This is a genomic window from Peristeroidobacter agariperforans, assembly GCF_004138335.1.
In the GTDB taxonomy this organism is placed as follows: Bacteria; Pseudomonadota; Gammaproteobacteria; order Steroidobacterales; family Steroidobacteraceae; genus Steroidobacter; species Steroidobacter agariperforans.
Genome location: NZ_RYFW01000003.1, coordinates 311,416 through 331,787, shown reverse-complemented (window position 1 = coordinate 331,787; position 20,372 = coordinate 311,416). Strand labels below are relative to the sequence as shown.

Genomic DNA, 20,372 nt, shown 5'->3' with positions numbered 1-20,372 from the left:
GTCCGCTCGTCGGCTATGCTGGCTGCCATGAGCTCCTACCGGTGGACATTCGTTCTGTTGGCGCTGCTGGCAACTGCGACTGTGGCCGCGCCTCGCAGCGTGCTTCTGATCATCTCCGACGACCAGGGCCGCGACCTCGGCGCTTACGGCAACCCCGTTTTGCAGACACCCGTCCTCGATGGGCTCGCGGCGCGAGGCACGTTGTTCACCAATGCATTCGCCACCGTTTCCTCCTGCAGCCCGAGCCGCTCCGTGATCTACAGCGGCTTGTACTCGCACAGCAATGGCATGTACGGCCTGGCGCACGACGTTCACAACCAACATTACCTGCCTTGGGTTCGCACCCTGCCCCAGATACTCAAGGCCGCCGGCTACGCAACCGCGCTGGTCGGCAAGAAACATATTCTTCCGGAGTCGGCGCTGCCCTTCGATGCGGAGTTGGCGCCGGAGAAGCCCGGCGTTCGTGACGTGGCGTTCATGGCAGAGGAAGCACGTAAGTTCATGGCTGCGACTGCCGGCAAGCCGTTCCTGATGATCGTCGGTTTCAGCGATCCGCACCGCGCGGCGGAGAACTTCGGCAACACGCAGGCGTGGCCGTCGGTCGAGAGGGTCACTTACGATCCGAAGAAAATCCCAATGCCAGCGCACCTGCCCGACGCGCCTGAAGTCCGCAAAGACCTCGCCGACTATTACGAATCGATCAGCCGGCTCGACAGCGGCATCGGCCTGCTGCTCGACAGCTTGCAGAAATCCGGCCGCGCGGCCGACACGCTCGTCATCTTCCTGAGCGACAACGGGCGGCCGTTCCCGGGCGCGAAGACCACGCTCTACGACGAAGGCATCCACTTGCCACTGATCATCGCGGCGCCGACACAATCCAAGCGTGGGGTGAAGAACGAAGCCATGGTGAGTTGGATCGACATCGCACCGACCATCCTCGAGTGGGCGGGCGTACCCGGACCGAAGGAATATAAACTGCAGGGCCGATCGTTACTTCCCATCCTCGAGCAGAGCCGGCCGCAGAGCTGGGAGCGCGTGTACGCGTCGCATGGTTTCCATGAGATTCAGCAGTACTACCCCATGCGCGCGTTGCGCACGCGACAATACAAATACATCGCGAATCTCGCAGCGCCGCTGCCGTTTCCCATTGCTGGGGACATCGCCTCCTCGGCCACGTGGCGTGCGATCGAAGCGAAGCCGTCGCTAGGACTCGGCGCACGCTCGCTCGACGCCTTTCTGCACCGGCCCGGCGAAGAACTCTATGACTTGAGCAAGGATCCGCACGAGCTACGCAATGTCGCGAACGATCCGGCCTATCGGCAGGTCGTGCAAAGCATGCGAGCGGATATGAACAAGTTCCGAGTGGAAACACACGATCCGTGGCTGCCGGGCACCTCCTCGCCCTTCGGCGAGCACTGACTCAGGCAAACACCGCGTCCAGGAACATCATCACGGCGAAGCCGCCGAGCAGCGAAAAGGTCGCGATGTCTTCGTAGCCGCCGCGATGGGTTTCAGGAATGATCTCGTCGCTGATGATGAACAACATGGCGCCGGCCGCCATGCCGAGCACGATGGGCATCATCGGCCCGGCAATCCACACCGCCGAGGCGCCGACCGCGCCGCCCAAGGGCTCGACCAAGCCGGTCAGCGATGCGACCAGGAACGCTTGTGACTTGGGATAGTCGATGGCCAGCATGGCCGCCGCAACCGCCAGCCCCTCGGGGATATTTTGCAGCCCGATGCCCACCGCCAGCGGCGTCGCCTTGCCCATGTCGCCGCCCGCGAAACCGACGCCGACCGCCATGCCTTCGGGAAAGTTGTGCAGCGTGATGGCGATGATGAACAACCAGAGCCGCTGTATTCGCAGGCTGTCCGGTCCTTGTTTGCCGAGCACGAAGTGCTCGTGCGGCACGCGCGTGTGTATCCAGTACAGACCGATCGCGCCGGCGAGCAGACCGGAGATGACGATCAGCACTGCCAGCGGCTTGGAAGAAATGTGCGCTTCGGCATGGTCGAGCGCCGGCTGCAACAGCGAAAAGAATGTCGCCGCCAACATGACGCCGGCCGCGCCGCTCAGCAATGCATCCTGCGCTCTTGGCGAGGGGCGCCGAAAGAAGAACACCCAGACCGCCCCGATCACCGTGCCCATGCCGGCGACAAAGCTCGCCATCAGACCACGCCAGAAAATCTCATGAGCTTGCATGCCGCGGATACTAGCGCGTCGTGCAGCGACCAGTCTTGCGCAAACTAACGATAGTTGGGCAGCACCAGCGAACCGAAACTGAGATAGACCGCATCGCGTCCATCGAACGTGCGGCCATAGCCGAACTGCAAAGGACCGATGGGCAAGTCGAGTCCGAGGAACACGCTGCCAGCCTTGATCAGGTCGCCGGTCGAAACGTCCGCGCGATCGAGCCAGGCATTGCCGCCTTCCAGACTGCCAGCCAGGTACACCGGCAGATCGAACAGCCCACTCTGCACCGACTCCGCCGGCGCCAACGGTTGACCCACGTCGACGACGATCAGACGATCGACGCCCATCTCACGAGCCACATCGATGGGAAGATTGTTGACGACGCCGCCATCCACGAGTACTCGCCCCTCGTGCTTCACGGGCGCAAACGCGCCGGGGACCGCCATGCTTGCGCGCACCGCCAGCGCCAGCTCGCCGGACTGAAACACGACCGGCTTGACCTGGCCGATGTCGGTGGCGACACAACGGAACGGAATGGGCAGGTCATTGAAGCTCTCGACCTTGCCGCGGCCAAGAAACATCCGGCGCAGCCACAGGCCCAGCTTCTGTCCGCGCACCAAGGTGGGAATGCGCTCGCGCTCCAGCACCTTCAGGACGCCGATGTGAGCTGCGCCTCGTGCCCCGCCGCCGCCGAGCACGAGCCCGATGCGCTCGCCTTCCGCTTGCGCAAGATTGCTCATACACGTCGCCAGCAACAGCAGGACACCGCGAGCCGCTTGCCGCCAATGCGTGCATTTCATGATCTGCCTCGGTATGGACGGGCACCGAGGGCTCGACTCTGCTCGCACTGGCGCCACTTTGGTGGCGCAAGTCTGATGGAAAGTCAGCTGCTCTTACGGCGGCGGGCTGACCGAACTGGCACGGCCATCGCGGGGCGCGCTAGGGACTCAACGGATAGCTCAGGCGACGGACAGCGACGCGATCCGACTGATAAGAGGCCAGCCACAGATCGTTATCGACGAGCACGGCGGCCGATACGCCGTTGAACGCCGGATCGGGACCGTCATAAGCGATCAGCTTGAATTGCATGGTCGCCGGATCGAGCTGCGCCACGCCGTAGCCCCGGTGGCACAGCATCCCGTCGGCTTTGCCGTCGACGATCTTGCGGCGTCCACCGCACGCCGGTTCGTCGAACTGCATGCCCGCGAGCAAGAGCCGTCCTTCGTGCCAGTGAATGTTGTCAGGCATGAAGCCTGGTGCAGCCGCACGACGCACGGGCTTCGACGGATCGGCGCGTGAGAACACCACGACCGAGCGCCAGCCGAATGCGACGACATAGAATTCCTTGTCATCGCGCGATGTCTCGATGCCGTTGTTTCCTGGCAGCTGCGTGCCCTGGAGCAACTTGAACTGTTCCGCGCCCGGGCGCCACTCGTAAACGCCGCCAGTGGTCTTGCCGAGCACGAAGTCGGCGATCGACGTGCCCGAATGCGTCAGCACGCTCGCCAGGATCGTTCCATCGGAGAATGTCGCGACGCTGTTGGCCGCGATGCCTTCGGGTAACAACACGCAGCCGATCCACGACAGCTTTGGCTCGTCGGCCCGCGCATCGACCAGAAATACTTCGATGCTTTCCCGACCGCCGTGATTCACCACGTAGAGCCGATGCGAAGCTGGCGCCACGGACCGAAGACTGATGCCCTGCGCGTTGAATGATTCTGCAGACGGCGGCGAAGAACAGCGCGGGAAGGCCTGCCTATCATGTTGAATCTGATCTGGCGCTCCCGAGTACCAAAGCCGCAGCGAGTGCGCCGAGCTATCCACCAGCTTCAGCCCTGCACCGTTACTGAAGCCGCTAAAGACCAGCCAGCGCGTGCCGGGAATGCGAGTGACATCCTCGGCTCGCTCGGCGCCGCAAATGAATTGGAGAGAACGGGTCGGCGCGCACCCGGTCGAGGACGAATCGCTCGCTGCGGGCTGCACCGAGCCCGCAGCGAGCCAGAGGATGAACCAGGCAGCGACTCGCACCACGACTACATCGAGAAGCGCAGTCCCAGGTAGTACGAGCGGCCGACGGCGTCGAACACGCTGGTGTCCGTACTCGTCTGCGAGCTGGACACGAACACCGAATCCTTATCGGTCAGATTGGTGATGCCCATGCGGATCTGCCATTGATCGTTGAATTCATACGAGCCGACCAGGTCATACAGGTTGTACGTCGGCACGCCGACGCCGGGATTCGCCGGTGTCGTCACCGAAGTCACATCGTCCATGGCGTGCTGATATCGCCAACGCACCGACACCGATGCGCCGCCGATGCCGTAGCCGACGCTCGTCAGCGCCTTGTACTCCGGATACGACGCGCCGATCGTGTTCGTGCCGCCGTACTCCTGGAACGGCGTATTGGGCAGCGTTTGAATCGAGAAGTTCTTGGAGTAGCCCACGCCGGTGGAGAAGAACACGCGGCCCGTGCCGAAGCCGATCTCGTTCAAGTCGGCGCTCCAGGCGAACTGCACGTCGATGCCGCTGGTCTCGAGCCCGCCGAGATTCAGATAGGGCGTCCGGATGACCTGCAACAGACCGTTCGCATCGCGAGTCAACAAGGCGCAGAACGAATTGCTGGGATCGTAGCCGGGATTCGAGCCGTCCAGGTTGTAGCACTTGCTGAGCGCCGTGAGGCCCGGAACGATGGATATCACGTCCTTGATGCTGATGTCGTAGTAGTCGACCGACAGCGTGATTCCGCTTACCCAGGGCGACTGCGAGCCCGGCTGCCACGAGAAGCCAATGTTGTACGTGTCGGCGGTCTCCGGATCCAGATCTCGATTGCCTCGGGTCAAGCCGGCGGTCGCCGTCGTCGGGAACGTGTAGTTGTCGATCACGCTCGTTGGGATGCCCTGCGCCAGGCACAGCGATCTCACGCTGGCGCCGCCTGCGCCCGTGCGAGCGGTCGAGCGGACATCGCAAGGATCGCCGATGGAAGCCGGCGGTGTGCCGAACGCGATCTGCGAACCGCTGTCGGCGGCGAACAGCTCGCCGATATTCGGCGCACGCACGGCGCGCTGATAGCCGCCGCGAATCAGCAAGCCGGGCGTCGGCGTCCATTTCAGGTCGCCTTCATAGCTGTCGACGCTGCCGCTGGTCGAGTAATCCGACCGACGAAACGCCGCGCCCACGTTCAACCGCTCGATCAGCGGCAGGTCGGCCAGAATGGGCACGTCGATCTGCGCCGCATACTCGGTCACGTCGTACTTGCCTTGCGAGGGCAGCGAAGCAATCACGGCTTCGATGTTCTGCGAGGCCAGCTGCGAGTCCGGGCTGTATCGATACGTGTTCTTTCTGTGCGAAGCCAACAACGCCAGCTTCACCTCGCCAGCAGGCATGCTGAACAGATCGCCTTGAGCGACGCCTTGGAAATTCGTTTGCGTCAGCACTTCGGTGCTCTTCGCCGTGGTCGTCATGTATGCGCGACACTGCGGCGAGATGTTGCTGCTGTTCGCCAGGCCGAACGGATTGAAGCCGCCCGCACACAGCGAATTGCCGCCATCCGGCGCGTTCAGCAGATTCTGCACCTGACTCTTCAACACGGCGTTGTAGTTGGACTGCAGATGGTTCGTGTCGTCATAGGAGCCGTACAGATCCCAAGTCCAGCTCTCGAACGGCAGGACGCCCTTTAGTCCGACCAGATACTGCGACGTGTCGTAGTGCTCATCCCATGACTTGGCCGGCAGTCCAACGTAACGGCCATTCCAGGTGAAACGCGCATTCGGATCGCTACGCGACGCGAGCAGCGTTCGCAGGTCCGCGGGAATGAACGGATTCGTGATTGGGATGCTCGTCAGCGTGCCGAACTGCGTGAGACTGCCACCGCTGCTGGTGGTGACCTCGGAGTCGACGTGCATGAACTGACCGTACAGGGTCAGATTGTCGGTGAAGTCGTAATCGAACTTGGTGTAGATGGACGTGCGATCCAGCGGGTTCTGGATCACCGTCTGCGGGCCCACCGGCATGCGCACGTTGCCGGCGATGATCGCATAGGCGCCGTCCGTCGGGCCGCGATAGTTCCGCGCGCCCGTCTGCGAGAACAACGTGCCATCGTCGTTGAAGCCCAGATTGAGCGTGTTGCCGACCGTGCTCGTCACGCCATAGCTTGCGAACAGGCTGTTGACCGCGGCCTGGCTCGGCAGGTTGGTCGCCGAAGGCACGAACGTGCCCTGGCCAATGAAGGACGACGGCGTCACCAGGTCGAAGAAATCGCGCTTGTTGCCGTTCAAGCCTTCGCGTGTCGAGTACCCGATGGACAACAGCGCCTGGCCGCGACTGTCCGCAAAGGAAGTTCCAAACGCAGCGGACGAGGTTATCTGCTCGTAGTCGCCGCGCTCCGAGTTGCCGTATTGCACGTCGGTGCGGATCCCCTCGAAGTGCGGAAGCGTGATGAAGTTGACGACGCCTGACATCGCGTCCGAGCCGTACACCGCCGAAGCGCCGCCAGTGATGGTCTGCACGCTCGACAAGATGGCGTCGGGAATCAGGTTGATGTCGACGTTGCCGGAAATATCGGCAAGTGGCAAACGGCGACCATCGAGCAGCACGAGGTTACGGTTGGAGCCCAGGCCGCGCAGGTTCACGGTGGCGTGGCCGCCCGTGCCCTGCCCGCCGTTGCCCGCCGTGCCTGAGGGCGAGAACTGCGGCAATTGATTGAGCGCCGCTTCGAGCGTGACCGCGCCCGTCTCTTTCAACGCCTCGGCATCGGCGATGACGATGGGACTGGGCGCGACGTGATTCGGATCGGAGATCAGCGAGCCGGTGACCACGACCTCTTCGAGCCCACTCGCCGCCTGATCCTGAGCCAGGGCCGTGCTTACAACCGTTGTCGCGGCTATGCCGGCGACGAGGCGCCATCGTGTCTGTTTCATTGTTCATCCCCCCAAACGTTCATGTTCCTCGCACCGTGGTGCTCGGATCTTGTCGATGTCGAACCAGAAATCAGCTAATCGCGCCCCCTCTTCATTCCGCGGCAGCGAGCGCAGCGGGCCGGCGCGCCAGAGAATCGAAATGCTGGGCCATGCGCTGTGCATCCGGCGCAATACCCGTGAACAAGCGGAATGCGCCGACCGCCTGATAGATGGCCATGCCTCCGCCATCGAGCGTGCGACAGCCGATGCTGCGAGCGGTCTTCAGCAACTGCGTCTGCAACGGGAAATAGATGATCTCGACGACCCACTGCGATGCACGAAGCAGGTCGGCCGGCAGTGGCAGCCCGGGGTTCTTCGTCATGCCAGTCGTGGTCGCGTGCACCAGCCCATCAGCAGCGGCCATGGCCGATCGCAGGTCACTGACTGCGCGAATCTGTCGAGAAGGAAACAACTCGCTCAGCAGCGCGACCAGTGCTCGCATCTTCGGAGTGTCGATGTCGTAGATGTCCAAGCACTGCGCGCCGAGCTTGAGCATGGCGTAAGCGACGGCGGCGCCGGCGCCACCGGCGCCAAGTTGCACGACACGCTCGGCAATTGCACCTTGCAGACCGAGCTTGAAGCTTTCCGCGAAGCCCCACCAATCGGTGTTGTGCCCAACGCGGCGGCCTTCCGAGAACACCACAGTGTTCACAGCGCCCAGCGCCTGCGCGTCGTCGCTCAAGGAATCGAGCATCGGCAGGATGATCTGCTTGCAAGGATGGGTGATGTTCAACCCCGCCAGGCCTCGCTCCTGTGCAGACGCCAACAGCGCCGGCAGTGCAGTCACGCCGCCGTTGATGCGATCCAGATCGATCAGCTCATAGCGATAGTCCAAGCCTTGCGCCGCGCCCTCTTCCATGTGCAGCGCCGGTGTCAGCGACTGTTGGATGCTCGAACCGATCAGCCCGGCCAGCACGCGACGATTGCTTGCGGTGGAAACGGCGGAACTCACTTCCGTTCGCCTCCGGTCACCGCATCGATGAACTCGAACGTCTTTGCCAACGCCTGCAGACTCGCCTGACGCGTTGCCTCGGGCGAGCTGCCAATGAAGCTGTGATCGACCGCGGGAATCACCAGCAACTGCGATGCGACACCTTTCGCTCGCAGCGCCGCGTCGAAGGCGCGCGACTGGTCGACCGCAACGACCTTGTCGAGCTCGCCATGAATCAGCAACGCCGGCGGATCTTTCGCATCGACATGTGAGATCGGGCTGGCGAGCGCAACCTTGTCGGGACACTGCGCCGGCGCGCAGCCGAAGTACTTACCAGCGGCCGACACGGCATCGTCGACGCCGGGCGGCGGCGGGGGAATGGCGTTGAAATCGAACACGCCGTACCAGGCCACCACGCCCTGCACGCAGTCGGACTGGCTCGCGATGTTCTTATCCGCAGCGCTCGGCTCTACTGCTTCGACGCCGCATGTAGTCGCAGCCAGCGCCGCCAACTGCCCCCCTGCGGAGCCGCCCCACAGGATGGTCTTCTGCGGATCGACGGAGTGTTTCGCGGCGTTGGCTCGCAGCCATTTGATCGCGTTCTTCACGTCGTGAATCGCGGCTGGGAACTTCGCTTCAGCGCTGAGGCGATATTCCAACGACGCCACCACATAGCCTTTGCGAGCCAGCGAAGCGAGCACCCCGGGCCAGTTCGCGAACGCGCCGGAGTGGCGCGTGTGACCGCTCTGCCAGCCGCCGCCGTGGATATAAACAACCAGCGGACGCGGCCCCTTGGGTGCGAGCTGACGATAGATATCGAGACGCAACGGCCGGAAGCCTGCCGGTGCGCTGTAAATCACGTCGGGATAACTCTCGACATCCGATCCGAACGAGACTTTGGCTCGCGGATACCGATCGTCGAGCACTGGCGCAGCGGCCGTCTCGGCAGTTACATCGGCGCGAGCCGGCGCCGCCAGCTGCAACGCCACGACTGCTGCCCCTACTCCCAGCCCGAATCTGCGCACGCCCCTGGAACTCATGTGCTCTGGCCGCCCAGTTATGTCTGTACTAGTTCGTACATACTGCCTCGGCACAGGACCAATGGCAAGCGTCGCGCGGCAAGGACTGGTTTCAGCCCTGGGCGTCGGGGCGATAGCGCGACTGCGCGGCGATACGAATGGCAGCGTTGCTGGCGCCGTAAGCCTGGTAGTTACGTCGCTGCACGACCTCGAAGAAGAAACGCTTGGCAAACGCGCGCGTGATCAACTGGAAGTATTCGCCCTGCCCGTCGCGCTCGTACAGGATATTGTTGGCCGCAAGGCGTTCGATCAGCGCTCCATCGAGATCGAATCTTGCCTGCAGATCTTCGTAGTAGTTCGCCGCAATGGGCAGCATCTGCGCGCCGCGCTCCTGCAACAACCGGGCGGTTTTGAAGATATTGTCGGTCTGCAACGCCAGGTGTTGCACACCCGCACCCATGAATCCGTGCAGGAAGCGTGACGACAGCGTTTGCGGCGTCGGCGAACTGTTCAGCACGATACGGAATGTTCGGTCGGACGCTTCCAGGGCCTGGCTATAGACCAATCCAAACGGATCGTCGATCTCCACCTGCGCCGTCTTGGAGACTGCAAACAAGGAAAGGTAGTACAACAGCCACGACAGCATGGCCTCGTACTGCATCGTCTGAGTCACATAGTCGATGCGGAGCAACCCGACAGCCCGCGCGCCTGCTGTCGGGTCGCTGACCGAGAGGAAATCATTCTTCCAGACGTGCTGCTCTTCACCGTCCCGAATGAAATAAAGCAAGCTTTCACCCACGCCGCGAGCTGCAGGAATCTGCAGCTCTCCGGGGGCGACAGGCTGGGAAAAACTGCTGATCTGCAGTGCCTGCGCGCGCTCCATCGCCGCTTGCACGTCCTCGACACGCACGCCCATCGCACACACCGAGGCGCCATGCATGTCCGCATACGCTCGGGCGAAGCTGGCAGGCTCATTGTTGATCAGCAGATTGATGCCGTTCTGACTCCAGCGCGTGACGCGCTTGGAGCGATGCCGTCCCGTGAGCGTGAATCCCAGGGTCTCGAACATCTTGCCCAGCGGCTCGACCTCGTTGTCGTTGGCGGCGAATTCGATGAACTCGATGCCGTGACACCGGACACGCGGCGGCCGCCCCGAACCCTTGGCCAGCAACAAACGTCGCGCGACCTGATCTTCGATGTATCGCAGGGAACGCATGCCATCGACCGCGCTCGTCGACGCTGCGCTCGCCCGGTAACGATCGTTGAACACTTCGAGCGACCAGATGCCGTTGTAGCCGCGGGCCCGCAGCGCTGCGACGTACGCTTCGAGATCCAGCTCGCCCTGCCCGGGCAAGTAACGAAAGTGACGGCTCCACGAGCGCAAATCCATCTGAATGACCGGCGCGTCCGCGAGGTGTACCAGGAAGATCTTGACCGGATCGATGTCGGGCAGGCTGTCGATGGGAATGTTTCGGACCAGCGAATGGAAACTGCCTAGCACCAGGCCCAATGCGGGATGATTGGCGTCCTTCACGACCGACCAGGCTTCGCGATGATCGAAAATGTATCGGCCCCAGGCGAGCGCCTCGTAGCCGATGCGCATGCCGCGCGCATGCGCCCGCTCCGCCAGTTCATGGAAGTCCGCGACGATGCGTTGACGATCCCCCGACGTGGCCGTGGATGCGTTGCTGCCGACGATCAGCAGATCGGCACCCACCTGCTCCATGGTGTCGAGCTTGCGCTCGATCAGATTGAAGTTGTGCGCCCGAGCTGCGCCGGACATACCCTCGAAATCATCGACTCGCTGGAACGCCGTGCACTTCAACCCGAACTCGCGGATCATCCGCCCGACATCGCGCGCCGTACCGTCGAAAGCGAGCAGATCATTCTCGACCAGCTCGACGCCGTCGAAGCCGGCGTCGGCGATGGCGCGCAGCTTGGCGTCGAGCCGGCCGCTGATCGAAACCGAGGCGATGGAGGTGAACATGGGCGGCGCACTCCTGGCACTTGCGTCCGTACCGGTTCGTACACTCTACGCGCCAACAGCCTGATGCACCATCCCTGGTCGCCGCGGCTCGCCGCTGAGAGCCTGTCAGCCCTTGCGCACTTCCAATAGCCGCTCTACCGCTTCGATGATTATTTTCTTATGGCGCTTGCGGAGCTTCGGATCGGACAGATCGCGCTCGAAGATGGCGCCGAACGTATGCCGGTTCGAGACGCGGAAGAAACAGAACGCGCTGATCAACAGGTGCACGTCCACCGGGTCGAGATCGGCGCGGAACACGCCCTCCTTGCGCCCTCGCTCCAGAATGCTGGTCAGCGTGCGAATCACGCTCTGGTTCACGTCCTTGATGGAGGTGAGATTGGTCAGGTGCTTGGCCTGGTGAATGTTTTCCACGCTCACCAAGCTGATGAACAGCGGATGCGTCTCATCGTAATCGAATGTCAGCTCGATCAGCTTGCGCATGGCGGCGCGCGGTTCCATGTCGAGCAGCTTGGCCTTTTCCTCGAGCGCTCGGATATCCATGTAGGCCTTTTCGAGCACCGCCTGATACAGGCCCTCCTTGCCCTTGAAGTAGTAATAGATCATCCGCTTCGAAGTGCGCGTGCGCTCGGCAATCTGATCGACGCGCGCGCCGCTCAAGCCATTGATGGCGAATTCTTCGGTGGCGACCGCCAGGATGTCCTGCACCGAGGCCTCCGGATCGCGCGTCACTACCGGCGGTTGTTCCGCGGCGGCTTTTTTCTTGGCTGGCTTGCTCATGGCTGACCTCGTTCATTGACACTCTGTACTGCCTGGTACATAGTGAAAAATTGGACCGGTTGGTACATGACCGGCCTCGATGACTGTGCACGCTGGGGGAACGGGATGGAGAACACGGCGACAGTGGCAGTGAAAGCGGACACGAGCGTCGTGCGCAGTCGCGCACGGCTGACCGTGTTGGGGCTGATCACTGTCGGCACCATGATCAATTATCTGGATCGTGCCGTGCTGGGCGTCGCCGCCCCGTCGATGACCAGGGAGCTCGGACTGGATGCGGTGGTGATGGGCATCGTGTTCTCGGCTTTTTCTTGGACCTATGCCGCCGCTCAGATTCCCGGGGGCGCGTTCGTCGATCGCGTCGGCGCGCGGCTGTCGTATTTCTGGTCGGTCAGCATCTGGTCGGTATTCACGCTGCTGCAGGGCCTGGCGTCGGGCCTCGTTTCCTTGCTCACATTCCGCCTCGGGTTGGGCATCGCCGAGGCGCCATGTTATCCCACCAACAGCCGCGTGCTAAGCACATGGTTTCCACAACACGAGCGCGCCCGTGCGACGGGAGTTTACTCGGTGGGCCAGTACTTCGGGCTGGCGTTCCTGAGCCCCCTGCTGTTCTGGATCGTCGCCGAGCTCGGCTGGCGGGCGTTGTTCGTGATCGCGGGCATTGCCGGCCTGTTATTCGCGGCGGTCTGGCTGAAACTCTATCGCGACCCGCACGATCACCCCACCGTCAACCGGGCCGAGCTGGAATACATCGAGGCCGGCGGCGGGCTGGGCTATCGCGGCACGGCCACGCCGTTCGCCTGGCGCAATATCGGCCGGCTGCTGAAACATCGACAGGTGCTCGGCGCGTCGATCGGCCAGTTCGCCGGCAATTCCACGCTGGTGTTCTTTCTGACCTGGTTCCCGACCTACCTCGCCACCGAGCGGAACATGGGCTGGCTCAAGGTCGGCTTCTATGCGGTGATGCCCTTCATCGCCGCCTCGGTCGGCGTGCTGGTCGGCGGCTGGGTTTCGGACATGATCATCCGGCGCACGGGCTCGGCAACCTTGGGCCGCAAGCTGCCCATCCTGACCGGCCTGCTGCTCGCCTCCACCATCGTGATCGCGAACTTCGTCGATAGCGACCAGGTCGTGATCGCCGTGCTGTCGGTGGCGTTCTTCGGCCAGGGCATGGTCAACCTGGGCTGGACGCTGATCACCGACGTGGCGCCGAAGCGGCTGATCGGCTTGACCGGCGGCGTATTCAACCTGTGCGCAAACCTCGCCGGCATCATCACGCCGCTGGTCATCGGCGTGATCGTCGGCGCCACCGGCTCGTTCTTCTTCGCGCTCGCCTACATCGCGTTCGTCGCCATCGTTGGCGCACTGTCCTACATCTTCATCGTCGGGGAGGTGAAGCCGGTCGAGATGGACGTTTAATCGCGAGGTGTCCGCGGTGCGCCGGCCCCAACGGCGCCCGGCATGTTCACGGTCGAGAAGAAATCCATCCGCTTCACATCGAAGCGGCGCACCTTGATCTCATCGCCGAACTCGATGAACTCCTGGGTGCGCACCGTGAACATCGGTGCCTTCACTGCCGCTGTCGCTGGAATGCCGGTTTTTGCGAAGGCCACCAGCACATCAGACATCTTGTCGGCCAAGGCGCGATCGTAGTCCGTCCAGGCGCGAGTGGGGCGGATGCGGTTATAGACATCCTGCGTCAACAAGAAGAACGGCACCTCGCTCGTGTGATAGGCGCCGGCCGTCGCGGGATTGAGGTCGGCGATCGCCACACCCGGCTCATACGAATGCGGGTGGCTATACATGTACACATAAGTCGCCGCCTTGCCTTGCGCGACTTGTCCGAGCGCCCAGCTACGAATCGACGTCGCCATGCCGCCGTCGCGAACGGCAGCAGCGCCGACAGTCGGCACCTCCGCATCGGCACGTACCGGATAGAGTTTCAGGAACTGATCGGCCTTGTCACCGAAGTATTGCTTCGCTGCCGAGTTGAACTCATCGATGGTGCGGGCCGTGCGCAGCTCGTTCCCGCTCTCGTCGCGGGTGAACCCGATCAGCAACGGCACATCGTTCTGAGCGCCGTTCGCAAAGATCTCTCGCGGCGCCTGCGGCATGAAGTAAGCGTCGATGTTCGGTCGGAACCGCACGGTGCCGGCCGTGCCGCCCAACTGGAATTCGGCCTGCGCGGCGAGGATGCGATCGGCGGGCACGTTGCGGAGATCGGCAAGCGAGTCAACCTTGAGTGCACGCTGCAACTCCAGGCCGGACTGTTCGGCTTCGCTCTGCGAGATCGGATCCGATCCGGCCCGCAGGCCGCCACCACTCATGCCGACGATGCGATGAAACAAGCCCTTCGCGAGCGGACTGGCCTGCAGACTGAAGGCAGAGCTGGCGCCGGCCGACTGACCCATCACCGTCACCCGATTCGGATCGCCGCCGAAGCGCTCGATGTTCCGCTGAATCCATTGCAAGGCTGCGATTTGATCGAGATGGCCGTAGTTTCCCGAGGCTCGATGCGGCGAAGTCGCGGTCAACTCCGGATGCGCCATGAAGCCGAACGCGCCGACGCGATAACCGGCGGTGACATAGACGACGCCCTTCTGCGCCAGCCCTTCGCCGCCATAGTTAGGCATGCTGGCCGAGCCTATGGACAATCCGCCGCCATACAACCACAGAATGACGGGCGCCTTCTCCCCTTGCGGCAACGAAGCCGGCGCCCAGATGTTCAGATACAAACAATCTTCGCTGGTCGCCTCCTCGCCAAAGTAATGATTGATGTGGTGCGGCCGGAGGATCTGGATGCACTCGGGCGCGAAGCGGTCTGCGTTGTACACGCCTTTCCACGCTTCGCGCGCTTGCGGCTCGGCCCAGCGCCGATCGCCCGTCGGTGGGGCAGCGAATGGCACACCGAAGTAGGCTCGCACGCCAGACGGAAGCAGTTTGCCGCTGACGTTGCCGGTATCGATGGCGACCGGGTCGCCGGGAATCGGTGTCTCGACGATCTGCGCAGCGGCGCTGCTCATCCACAAAGCAGTCGTTGCCAACAGCGCGCGACACACGGCCGCACGCAGGCCCAAAGAGTTCTGCATTCAATCCCCCGAGATCAGATATTGGCGTCAGGCGTTGGCTGTGGGCTGCCCGGCTCAGGTCGACACGTGGCTCACCTTTCGGCCCGGCGAATAGATGTCCATGATGTTCCAGTGGCCAGCAGTGGGCACGGGCGCATTCTCCATGATCACATCCAGCAGGTACGGCTTGCCACAGCTCACCGCGTGCTCCAGCGCCGGCTTGAATTGATCCGCCGCCTCGATGCGCACCGAGTCCACGCCGTAAGCTTTGGCCACGGCCGCGAAGTTCGGCGAGTACGGCTGATCGTTGTGACGGAACACCGTGCCGAAGGTCGTGCCGAAGTGCGCCTTCTCCAGGCCCGCGATCGTGCCGAAGGCCAGGTTGTTCATCACCACCCACACCACAGCCGCATTCTGTTCGACGGCGCTCGCCAGCACGGCAGGGTTCTGTCCGAAGCCGCCATCACCGACGAGCGACACGACCACGCGATCGGGCCGTGCGATCTTCGCACCCAGTGCGGCCGGAGCACCGAAGCCCATCGTGGCGTAGCCGCCCGGCGTGAAGATCGTGCCGGGCTCGTAGATGGGGAACTGTTGGCCGACACCATTCTTGTTCCAGCCAACGTCGGTCGTAATGAATGCATCCCGAGGCAGCACGGCTCGCACATCGGCGAGGATGCGCTCGGGTCGCATCGGGAATTGCGAGCTTGCTTCCGCCGCGGCGTTATTACTCTTGAACTGCTTGCGATAGGCGGCGATCTCCTGTCGCAACGACTCGTTGCGGCGCGGCTGTGACAGCAACTCACGCGCAACCCGGTTGAGCACGGTCAGCGCCTGCTTCAGATCCGCAATCACGCCCATCTCCACCGGATAATTTCGACCGAGCTCGGACGGATCGATGTCGATGTGGATCAGCTTCGTCGGCGGCATGTTGAAGGTGTACTCACCTTCCCACGAACTGCAGTCGGCCTCGCAGAATCGCGTGCCCAGCGCGAGCACATAGTCGGCATTGCGACAGCTGTCGTTGATGTACTTGGTGCCCCAGAAGCCCGTCATGCCGAGCGTCAGCGGATGATCGTCGGGCAGCGCGCCCTTACCCATCAACGAATGCGCGACCGGAATACCCATGTGATCGGCGAAATCGCGCAGCTCCTTAGCCGCATCTGCGAGCAGGATACCGCCGCCGACATACATTACGGGTTTGCGTGCGCTCAGCAGCGTCTTCACGATCGTGCGAGCGGCCGTGTCGTCGATCGACGGTTTCTGATAGGTCGATGCGTTCGCCTTCACGCGATCGAACAACGTCGAGCGGGCTTCGGCGGAGAAGATATCCATCGGCACGGAAATCAGCACCGGCCCCGGCCGTCCGCTCTCGGCGAGATGAAACGCCTTGTCGACGATCTCCGGCAGATGATCCGGACGCTCCACTCGCCATGCGCGTTTGACGAAGGGACGATAAATCTCGAACTGCGAGGCGTCGGCGTGCATGTTCACCTCTTGATGAGGATGCTTGCCGTAGTAGTGGCTCGGCACATCGCCCGCGATCACGACCATCGGGATCGAATCGAGCGCCGCGTTCGCCACACCCGTAGCCGCATTCGTGAGGCCCGGCCCGAGGTGGCTCAGCACCACACCGGTCTTCCTACTCGCTCGCGCGTAGCCATCGGCGGCATGAGCTGCGATCTGCTCGTGTCGCGTGTTGACGAAGCGAATCGAGCTTTTCTCGAGTGCCGCCAGCACCGCGATATTGGTGTGCCCGCACAGGCCAAAGATGTGATCGACCCCGCGCGCTTCGAGATAAGCGACCAGCAACTGGGCTACGGTTTGTGTCATAACGGACCTCGACCTGCGAATGCCAATGCGTTATCGATCCGGATCGAGCGAGCGTCGCTCCGGGCCGCTGTAGGTGTAGGGAATCTCTTTGGGCATGGGGCCTTTGATGCGCTGGTTCAGCTGCGCCTGTTCCCATGCGTGCGACAGAATTCCCACGGAGCGCGACAAGATGAACAAGCCGCGCCCCATGGGCGGGGGAAATCCCAGTTCGGAAAAGATCACCGCGGTGACGCCATCGATGTTCATCGGAATCGCTTTGCCAGTGCGTCGACGCAACGCCGCCTCGACTTCCCTACCGATGCGCGCGTAGTTGCCCGAAACCGTGCCCTCGCGCGACGCGCTCTCCACGAGTGCAAACAAAGGAGCAACGCGCGGGTCGACGGGATGAAAGCGATGACCGAAGCCGGGAATGATCTTTCCATTGCGCGCGATGTAGCTGTCGAGCACACGATCGGTCGACGCCGCCAGGTCGTTGCCGCTCGCCGCACGAACTTCTTCGTACAACTCCATGCACTGCTGGCCGGGGCCGCCGTGAATGTCGCCGAGCACATTGACGCCCGAGGCGACGGCATTGTTGAGATCGACCCCGCAAGTAACCGCCATGCGGGCGATGGCAATCGAAGGCGCATGCGGCCCATGATCCACCGACGCCACCAGCGCGGCCTCGAGCAGCCTGCTTTGTCCCTTGGCGGGCAGCTCGCCCCGGGTCATGAGCCAGATCATGTCGGCAAACGAAACGCGCCCTATCAGCTCTTCGATCGGGTAGCCGCGAATGCCGATTTCGCCCGGGTGAATATCGATGATGCGCGTGTTCCACCAGGCTTGCGCCTTGTCGATCAGCTGCGAAGCGTCACTCATATCGCACCGGCAGCGCGGAACTTCTCGATCTCTTCCGATCCATAGCCGAGATCGCCGAGCATTTCCTCGGTGTGCTGGCCCAACGTTGGTGGCCGCAGGTCGGAGGGAACATCGGCATCGGAATACCGGTAGCCACCCTGCACGACGCTCACGTCTTTGCCGATACCGGCAACGTCCGAGACTTTGCGAATCAATTGGCGGTGCGCGATCTGTGGAAGATCAAGCGCCTGCGGCACGCTCAACACGCGCCCTGCCGGTACGCCGGCTTTGTTGAGCTGATCCTCCCAATACACGGCCGGCTGCTGCCGCAGTTCCGTCTCGATCAGTAACGTCAGCACTTCCCGATTACGCTTGCGGGATTCGCGCGTCAGGAAGCGAGGATCGCCGACCAGATCCGGCCGCTCGATGAGCTTCGCCAGCGATGCAAACTGATCATCGGTATTGGCAGCGATATTCAACAAGCCGGCGCCCGTTCGGAACGTGCCGGACGGCGCAGCCGTGAAGTTGTCGTTGCCAATGGGCTCGGGCTCGACGCCGGCGATCAGATAGTTCGACACGATCCAGCCCATGGTCGCGATGGTTGAATCGAGCATCGAGACGTCGATGAAGCGGCCTTCGCCCGTGCGTTCTCGTCCTACGAGTGCGCTCGAGATGGCGAAAGCAGCGGTCAGTCCGCCGATGCTATCGCTCACCGGATAACCAACGCGATATGGCGCGTTGTGACGATCGCCGGTAATGCTCATCACACCCGACATGCCCTGCACGATCTGATCGTAGGCCGGCGCCTCGCGCATCGGCCCTTCCTGACCGAAGCCGCTGATGGCGCAGTAGATCAACTTGGGATTGATACCCGCGAGTGCGTTGTAGCCCAAGCCGAGGCGGTCCATCACGCCGGGCCGAAAGTTCTCGACCAACACGTCGGCGCTGCGCACCAGCCGGCGGAATATCTCTTTTCCGCCTTCGAGCTTCAGATTCAGCGTCATGGATTTCTTGCCGCCGTTCTGCGCGATGAACGATGCGCCCATGAGCTGCTGGCTCAGCTCCGGATCTGCTCCGAGCTGACGCGCGAGATCACCTGTGCCCGGCGCCTCGACCTTGATGACCTCCGCACCCGATAAGGCCAGCTGATAGGCGCAGAATGGCCCCGCCAGCACATTGGTGATATCGATGACTCGGATGCCGGACAGCACTGCCGTCATGAAGACTTCCTCGCTGGGGCGCTGGCAATCCAGACACATTTGGTGTCCAGGTATTCACGGATCGCATCGACGCCGGACTCGCGTCCGAGCCCGGAACGCTTCATGCCGCCGAACGGCGCGGTGAAACTGGTGGCGCGATAGTTGTTCACCCATACGGTGCCGGCCTTGAGCTTCGCGGTCATCGACATGGCGCGGTTCACGTCCTTCGTCCAGACGGCAGCGGCCAGGCCGAATGCCACATCGTTGGCGATCCGCACCGCATCCGCTTCGTCCTCGAATGGAATCACGCACAGCACGGGGCCGAAGACTTCCTCCTGCGCGATGCGCATTCGCATGTCGACGTTGGTGAAAATGGTCGGCTCGATGAACTGACCCGCACCAAGATCGCTACGCGCTTGGCCACCGGCGATACAGCGCGCACCCGCGGCCTTTGCGATGTCGATGTACTTGAGGATCTTTTCGAACTGCGGACGCGTAGCGATCGGACCCACCTGTGTCTCCGCCACGGTTGGGTCCCCCAGCCGCAGCCCCTTGGTGAATGCAGCCAAACGCTCGACGAACTCGTCATGGATGGACCGCTGTAGCAACAGCCGAGAGCCCGCCTGGCAGCTCTGTCCTGACGCGGCGAAGATGCCTGCGAACACGCCGTTCAAAGCCTGATCGAAATCCGCGTCCTCGAAGATGATGTTCGGCGACTTGCCACCAAGCTCGAGCGTGACCGTCTTCAAGCCACGCGCGGCGAGCTCGTAGACGCGAACGCCCGCCGCCTCTCCGCCCGTAAAGCCAATGTGAGCAACATCGGGATGCAAAACCAGTGGCGCGCCAACTTCGTCACCCAAGCCTGTCACCACGTTCACGACACCGTCCGGAAAGCCGGCGCGTCGAAACAAATCGGCGAATTCGACGATGGCGCAGGAGGTGAACTCCGACGGCTTGATGACCGCCGTGCATCCCGCGGCAAGCGCCGGAGCCAACTTCCAACTCGTCAGTGTCAGAGGCGAATTCCAAGGCGTGATGATCCCGACGACGCCTTTCGCCTCGTAGCGGATGTAGGTCAGCGCGCCGCCTTTGTCGTTCGGCACGACATGGCCTTGCACTTTGTCGGCGAGGCCGGCGTAGTAGTGAAAATATTCGCCGACGTAACGAACCTGTGCATTGACCTCCGAGGCCAATTTGCCGTTATCGCGTTGTTCGATCTGCGCCAGGCGCGGCGCCTCTTCGATGATGAGATCGGCGACTTTGCGCAGTAACGCCGCTCGCCTCGACGCCGTGATTTCGCACCACGCTGGATTCGCGAACGCGGATTTCGCCGCGCTTACCGCCGCCGCCACATCGTCGGCGTTACCGCGTGCAACCTCGGCCCATGCTTCGCCCGTGTACGGATTCTCACTCGCGAGATAACTCCCGCTGCGCGGCGCTGTCTCCTGGCCGCCTATGTAGTGCCCATAGCGTCTCATTTATTCGGTCCGCAGCCGTCCGCACTCATCGAGACGATGAGAATCCCCGCGGCGGTCGAATGGTAGAGTAGCCCTTTATGGACTAACTAGTCCATAC

The 20,372-nt window shown here is 62.7% G+C and carries 15 protein-coding genes; 2 read left to right on the top strand and 13 right to left on the bottom strand.

What is annotated here, in order from left to right; genetic code table 11:
• Positions 1–27 precede the first annotated feature (27 nt).
• Positions 28–1,419, top strand: coding sequence for a sulfatase family protein (locus EK373_RS23625; RefSeq protein WP_198683588.1), 1,392 nt, complete (start codon positions 28–30; stop codon positions 1,417–1,419).
• Position 1,420: 1 nt separating this feature from the next.
• Here EK373_RS23625 and EK373_RS23620 read toward each other — a convergent pair whose 3' ends face one another.
• The 8 genes from EK373_RS23620 to EK373_RS23585 all read right to left on the bottom strand — a co-directional run bounded on the left by EK373_RS23620 (position 1,421) and on the right by EK373_RS23585 (position 11,863).
• Positions 1,421–2,203 (bottom strand): ZIP family metal transporter, encoded by a 783-nt coding sequence (locus tag EK373_RS23620; protein ID WP_129646560.1) that lies wholly within the window; start codon positions 2,201–2,203, stop codon positions 1,421–1,423.
• A gap of 44 nt (positions 2,204–2,247) precedes the next feature.
• Positions 2,248–2,994, bottom strand: a complete 747-nt coding sequence (locus tag EK373_RS23615) for a patatin-like phospholipase family protein (protein ID WP_129646558.1) — start codon at positions 2,992–2,994, stop codon at positions 2,248–2,250.
• A 139-nt stretch (positions 2,995–3,133) separates the two neighbouring features.
• Positions 3,134–4,225 carry a hypothetical protein gene (locus EK373_RS23610; protein WP_198683587.1) on the bottom strand — a complete coding sequence of 364 codons (1,092 nt, stop codon included), beginning with the start codon at positions 4,223–4,225 and terminating at the stop codon, positions 3,134–3,136.
• Between the two features lie 2 nt (positions 4,226–4,227).
• Complete coding sequence (locus tag EK373_RS23605; protein WP_129646556.1) at positions 4,228–7,110, bottom strand: TonB-dependent receptor domain-containing protein; 2,883 nt, start codon at positions 7,108–7,110, stop codon at positions 4,228–4,230.
• A 91-nt stretch (positions 7,111–7,201) separates the two neighbouring features.
• Positions 7,202–8,101, bottom strand: a complete 900-nt coding sequence (locus EK373_RS23600; protein ID WP_129646554.1) for a shikimate dehydrogenase — start codon at positions 8,099–8,101, stop codon at positions 7,202–7,204.
• Positions 8,098–9,120, bottom strand: coding sequence for an alpha/beta hydrolase (locus EK373_RS23595; RefSeq protein ID WP_129646552.1), 1,023 nt, complete (start codon positions 9,118–9,120; stop codon positions 8,098–8,100). Before EK373_RS23595 ends, EK373_RS23600 begins: the two co-directional genes overlap by 4 nt.
• Before the next feature lie 91 nt (positions 9,121–9,211).
• Positions 9,212–11,086, bottom strand: coding sequence for a bifunctional sugar phosphate isomerase/epimerase/4-hydroxyphenylpyruvate dioxygenase family protein (locus EK373_RS23590; protein WP_129646550.1), 1,875 nt, complete (start codon positions 11,084–11,086; stop codon positions 9,212–9,214).
• 105 nt (positions 11,087–11,191) lie between these two features.
• Positions 11,192–11,863 (bottom strand): TetR/AcrR family transcriptional regulator, encoded by a 672-nt coding sequence (locus tag EK373_RS23585; RefSeq protein WP_129646548.1) that lies wholly within the window; start codon positions 11,861–11,863, stop codon positions 11,192–11,194.
• A 105-nt stretch (positions 11,864–11,968) separates the two neighbouring features.
• Here EK373_RS23585 and EK373_RS23580 point away from each other — a divergent pair, with 105 nt between their 5' ends.
• Positions 11,969–13,279, top strand: coding sequence for an MFS transporter (locus tag EK373_RS23580; RefSeq protein ID WP_129646546.1), 1,311 nt, complete (start codon positions 11,969–11,971; stop codon positions 13,277–13,279).
• Here EK373_RS23580 and EK373_RS23575 read toward each other — a convergent pair.
• Genes EK373_RS23575 through EK373_RS23555 form a run of 5 tightly spaced genes read right to left on the bottom strand, consistent with a single transcriptional unit; the run spans position 13,276 to position 20,275 of the window.
• Positions 13,276–14,949 (bottom strand): carboxylesterase/lipase family protein, encoded by a 1,674-nt coding sequence (locus EK373_RS23575; RefSeq protein ID WP_129646544.1) that lies wholly within the window; start codon positions 14,947–14,949, stop codon positions 13,276–13,278. The two genes, EK373_RS23580 and EK373_RS23575, sit on opposite strands and share 4 nt — an antisense overlap.
• Positions 14,950–15,003: 54 nt before the next feature.
• Entirely contained in the window at positions 15,004–16,761 is a 1,758-nt protein-coding gene (locus EK373_RS23570; protein ID WP_129646542.1) for a thiamine pyrophosphate-binding protein, read from the bottom strand.
• A 30-nt stretch (positions 16,762–16,791) separates the two neighbouring features.
• Positions 16,792–17,619: a citryl-CoA lyase gene (locus EK373_RS23565; protein ID WP_129646540.1), complete on the bottom strand. Its 828-nt coding sequence runs from the start codon at positions 17,617–17,619 to the stop codon at positions 16,792–16,794.
• A complete protein-coding gene (locus tag EK373_RS23560; RefSeq protein WP_129646538.1) occupies positions 17,616–18,818 on the bottom strand; it encodes a CaiB/BaiF CoA transferase family protein in 1,203 nt (400 codons plus the stop codon). The genes EK373_RS23565 and EK373_RS23560 overlap by 4 nt, the downstream gene beginning before the upstream one ends.
• Positions 18,815–20,275, bottom strand: a complete 1,461-nt coding sequence (locus EK373_RS23555) for an aldehyde dehydrogenase (RefSeq protein WP_129646536.1) — start codon at positions 20,273–20,275, stop codon at positions 18,815–18,817. Before EK373_RS23555 ends, EK373_RS23560 begins: the two co-directional genes overlap by 4 nt.
• Between the last annotated feature and the right edge of the window lie 97 nt (positions 20,276–20,372).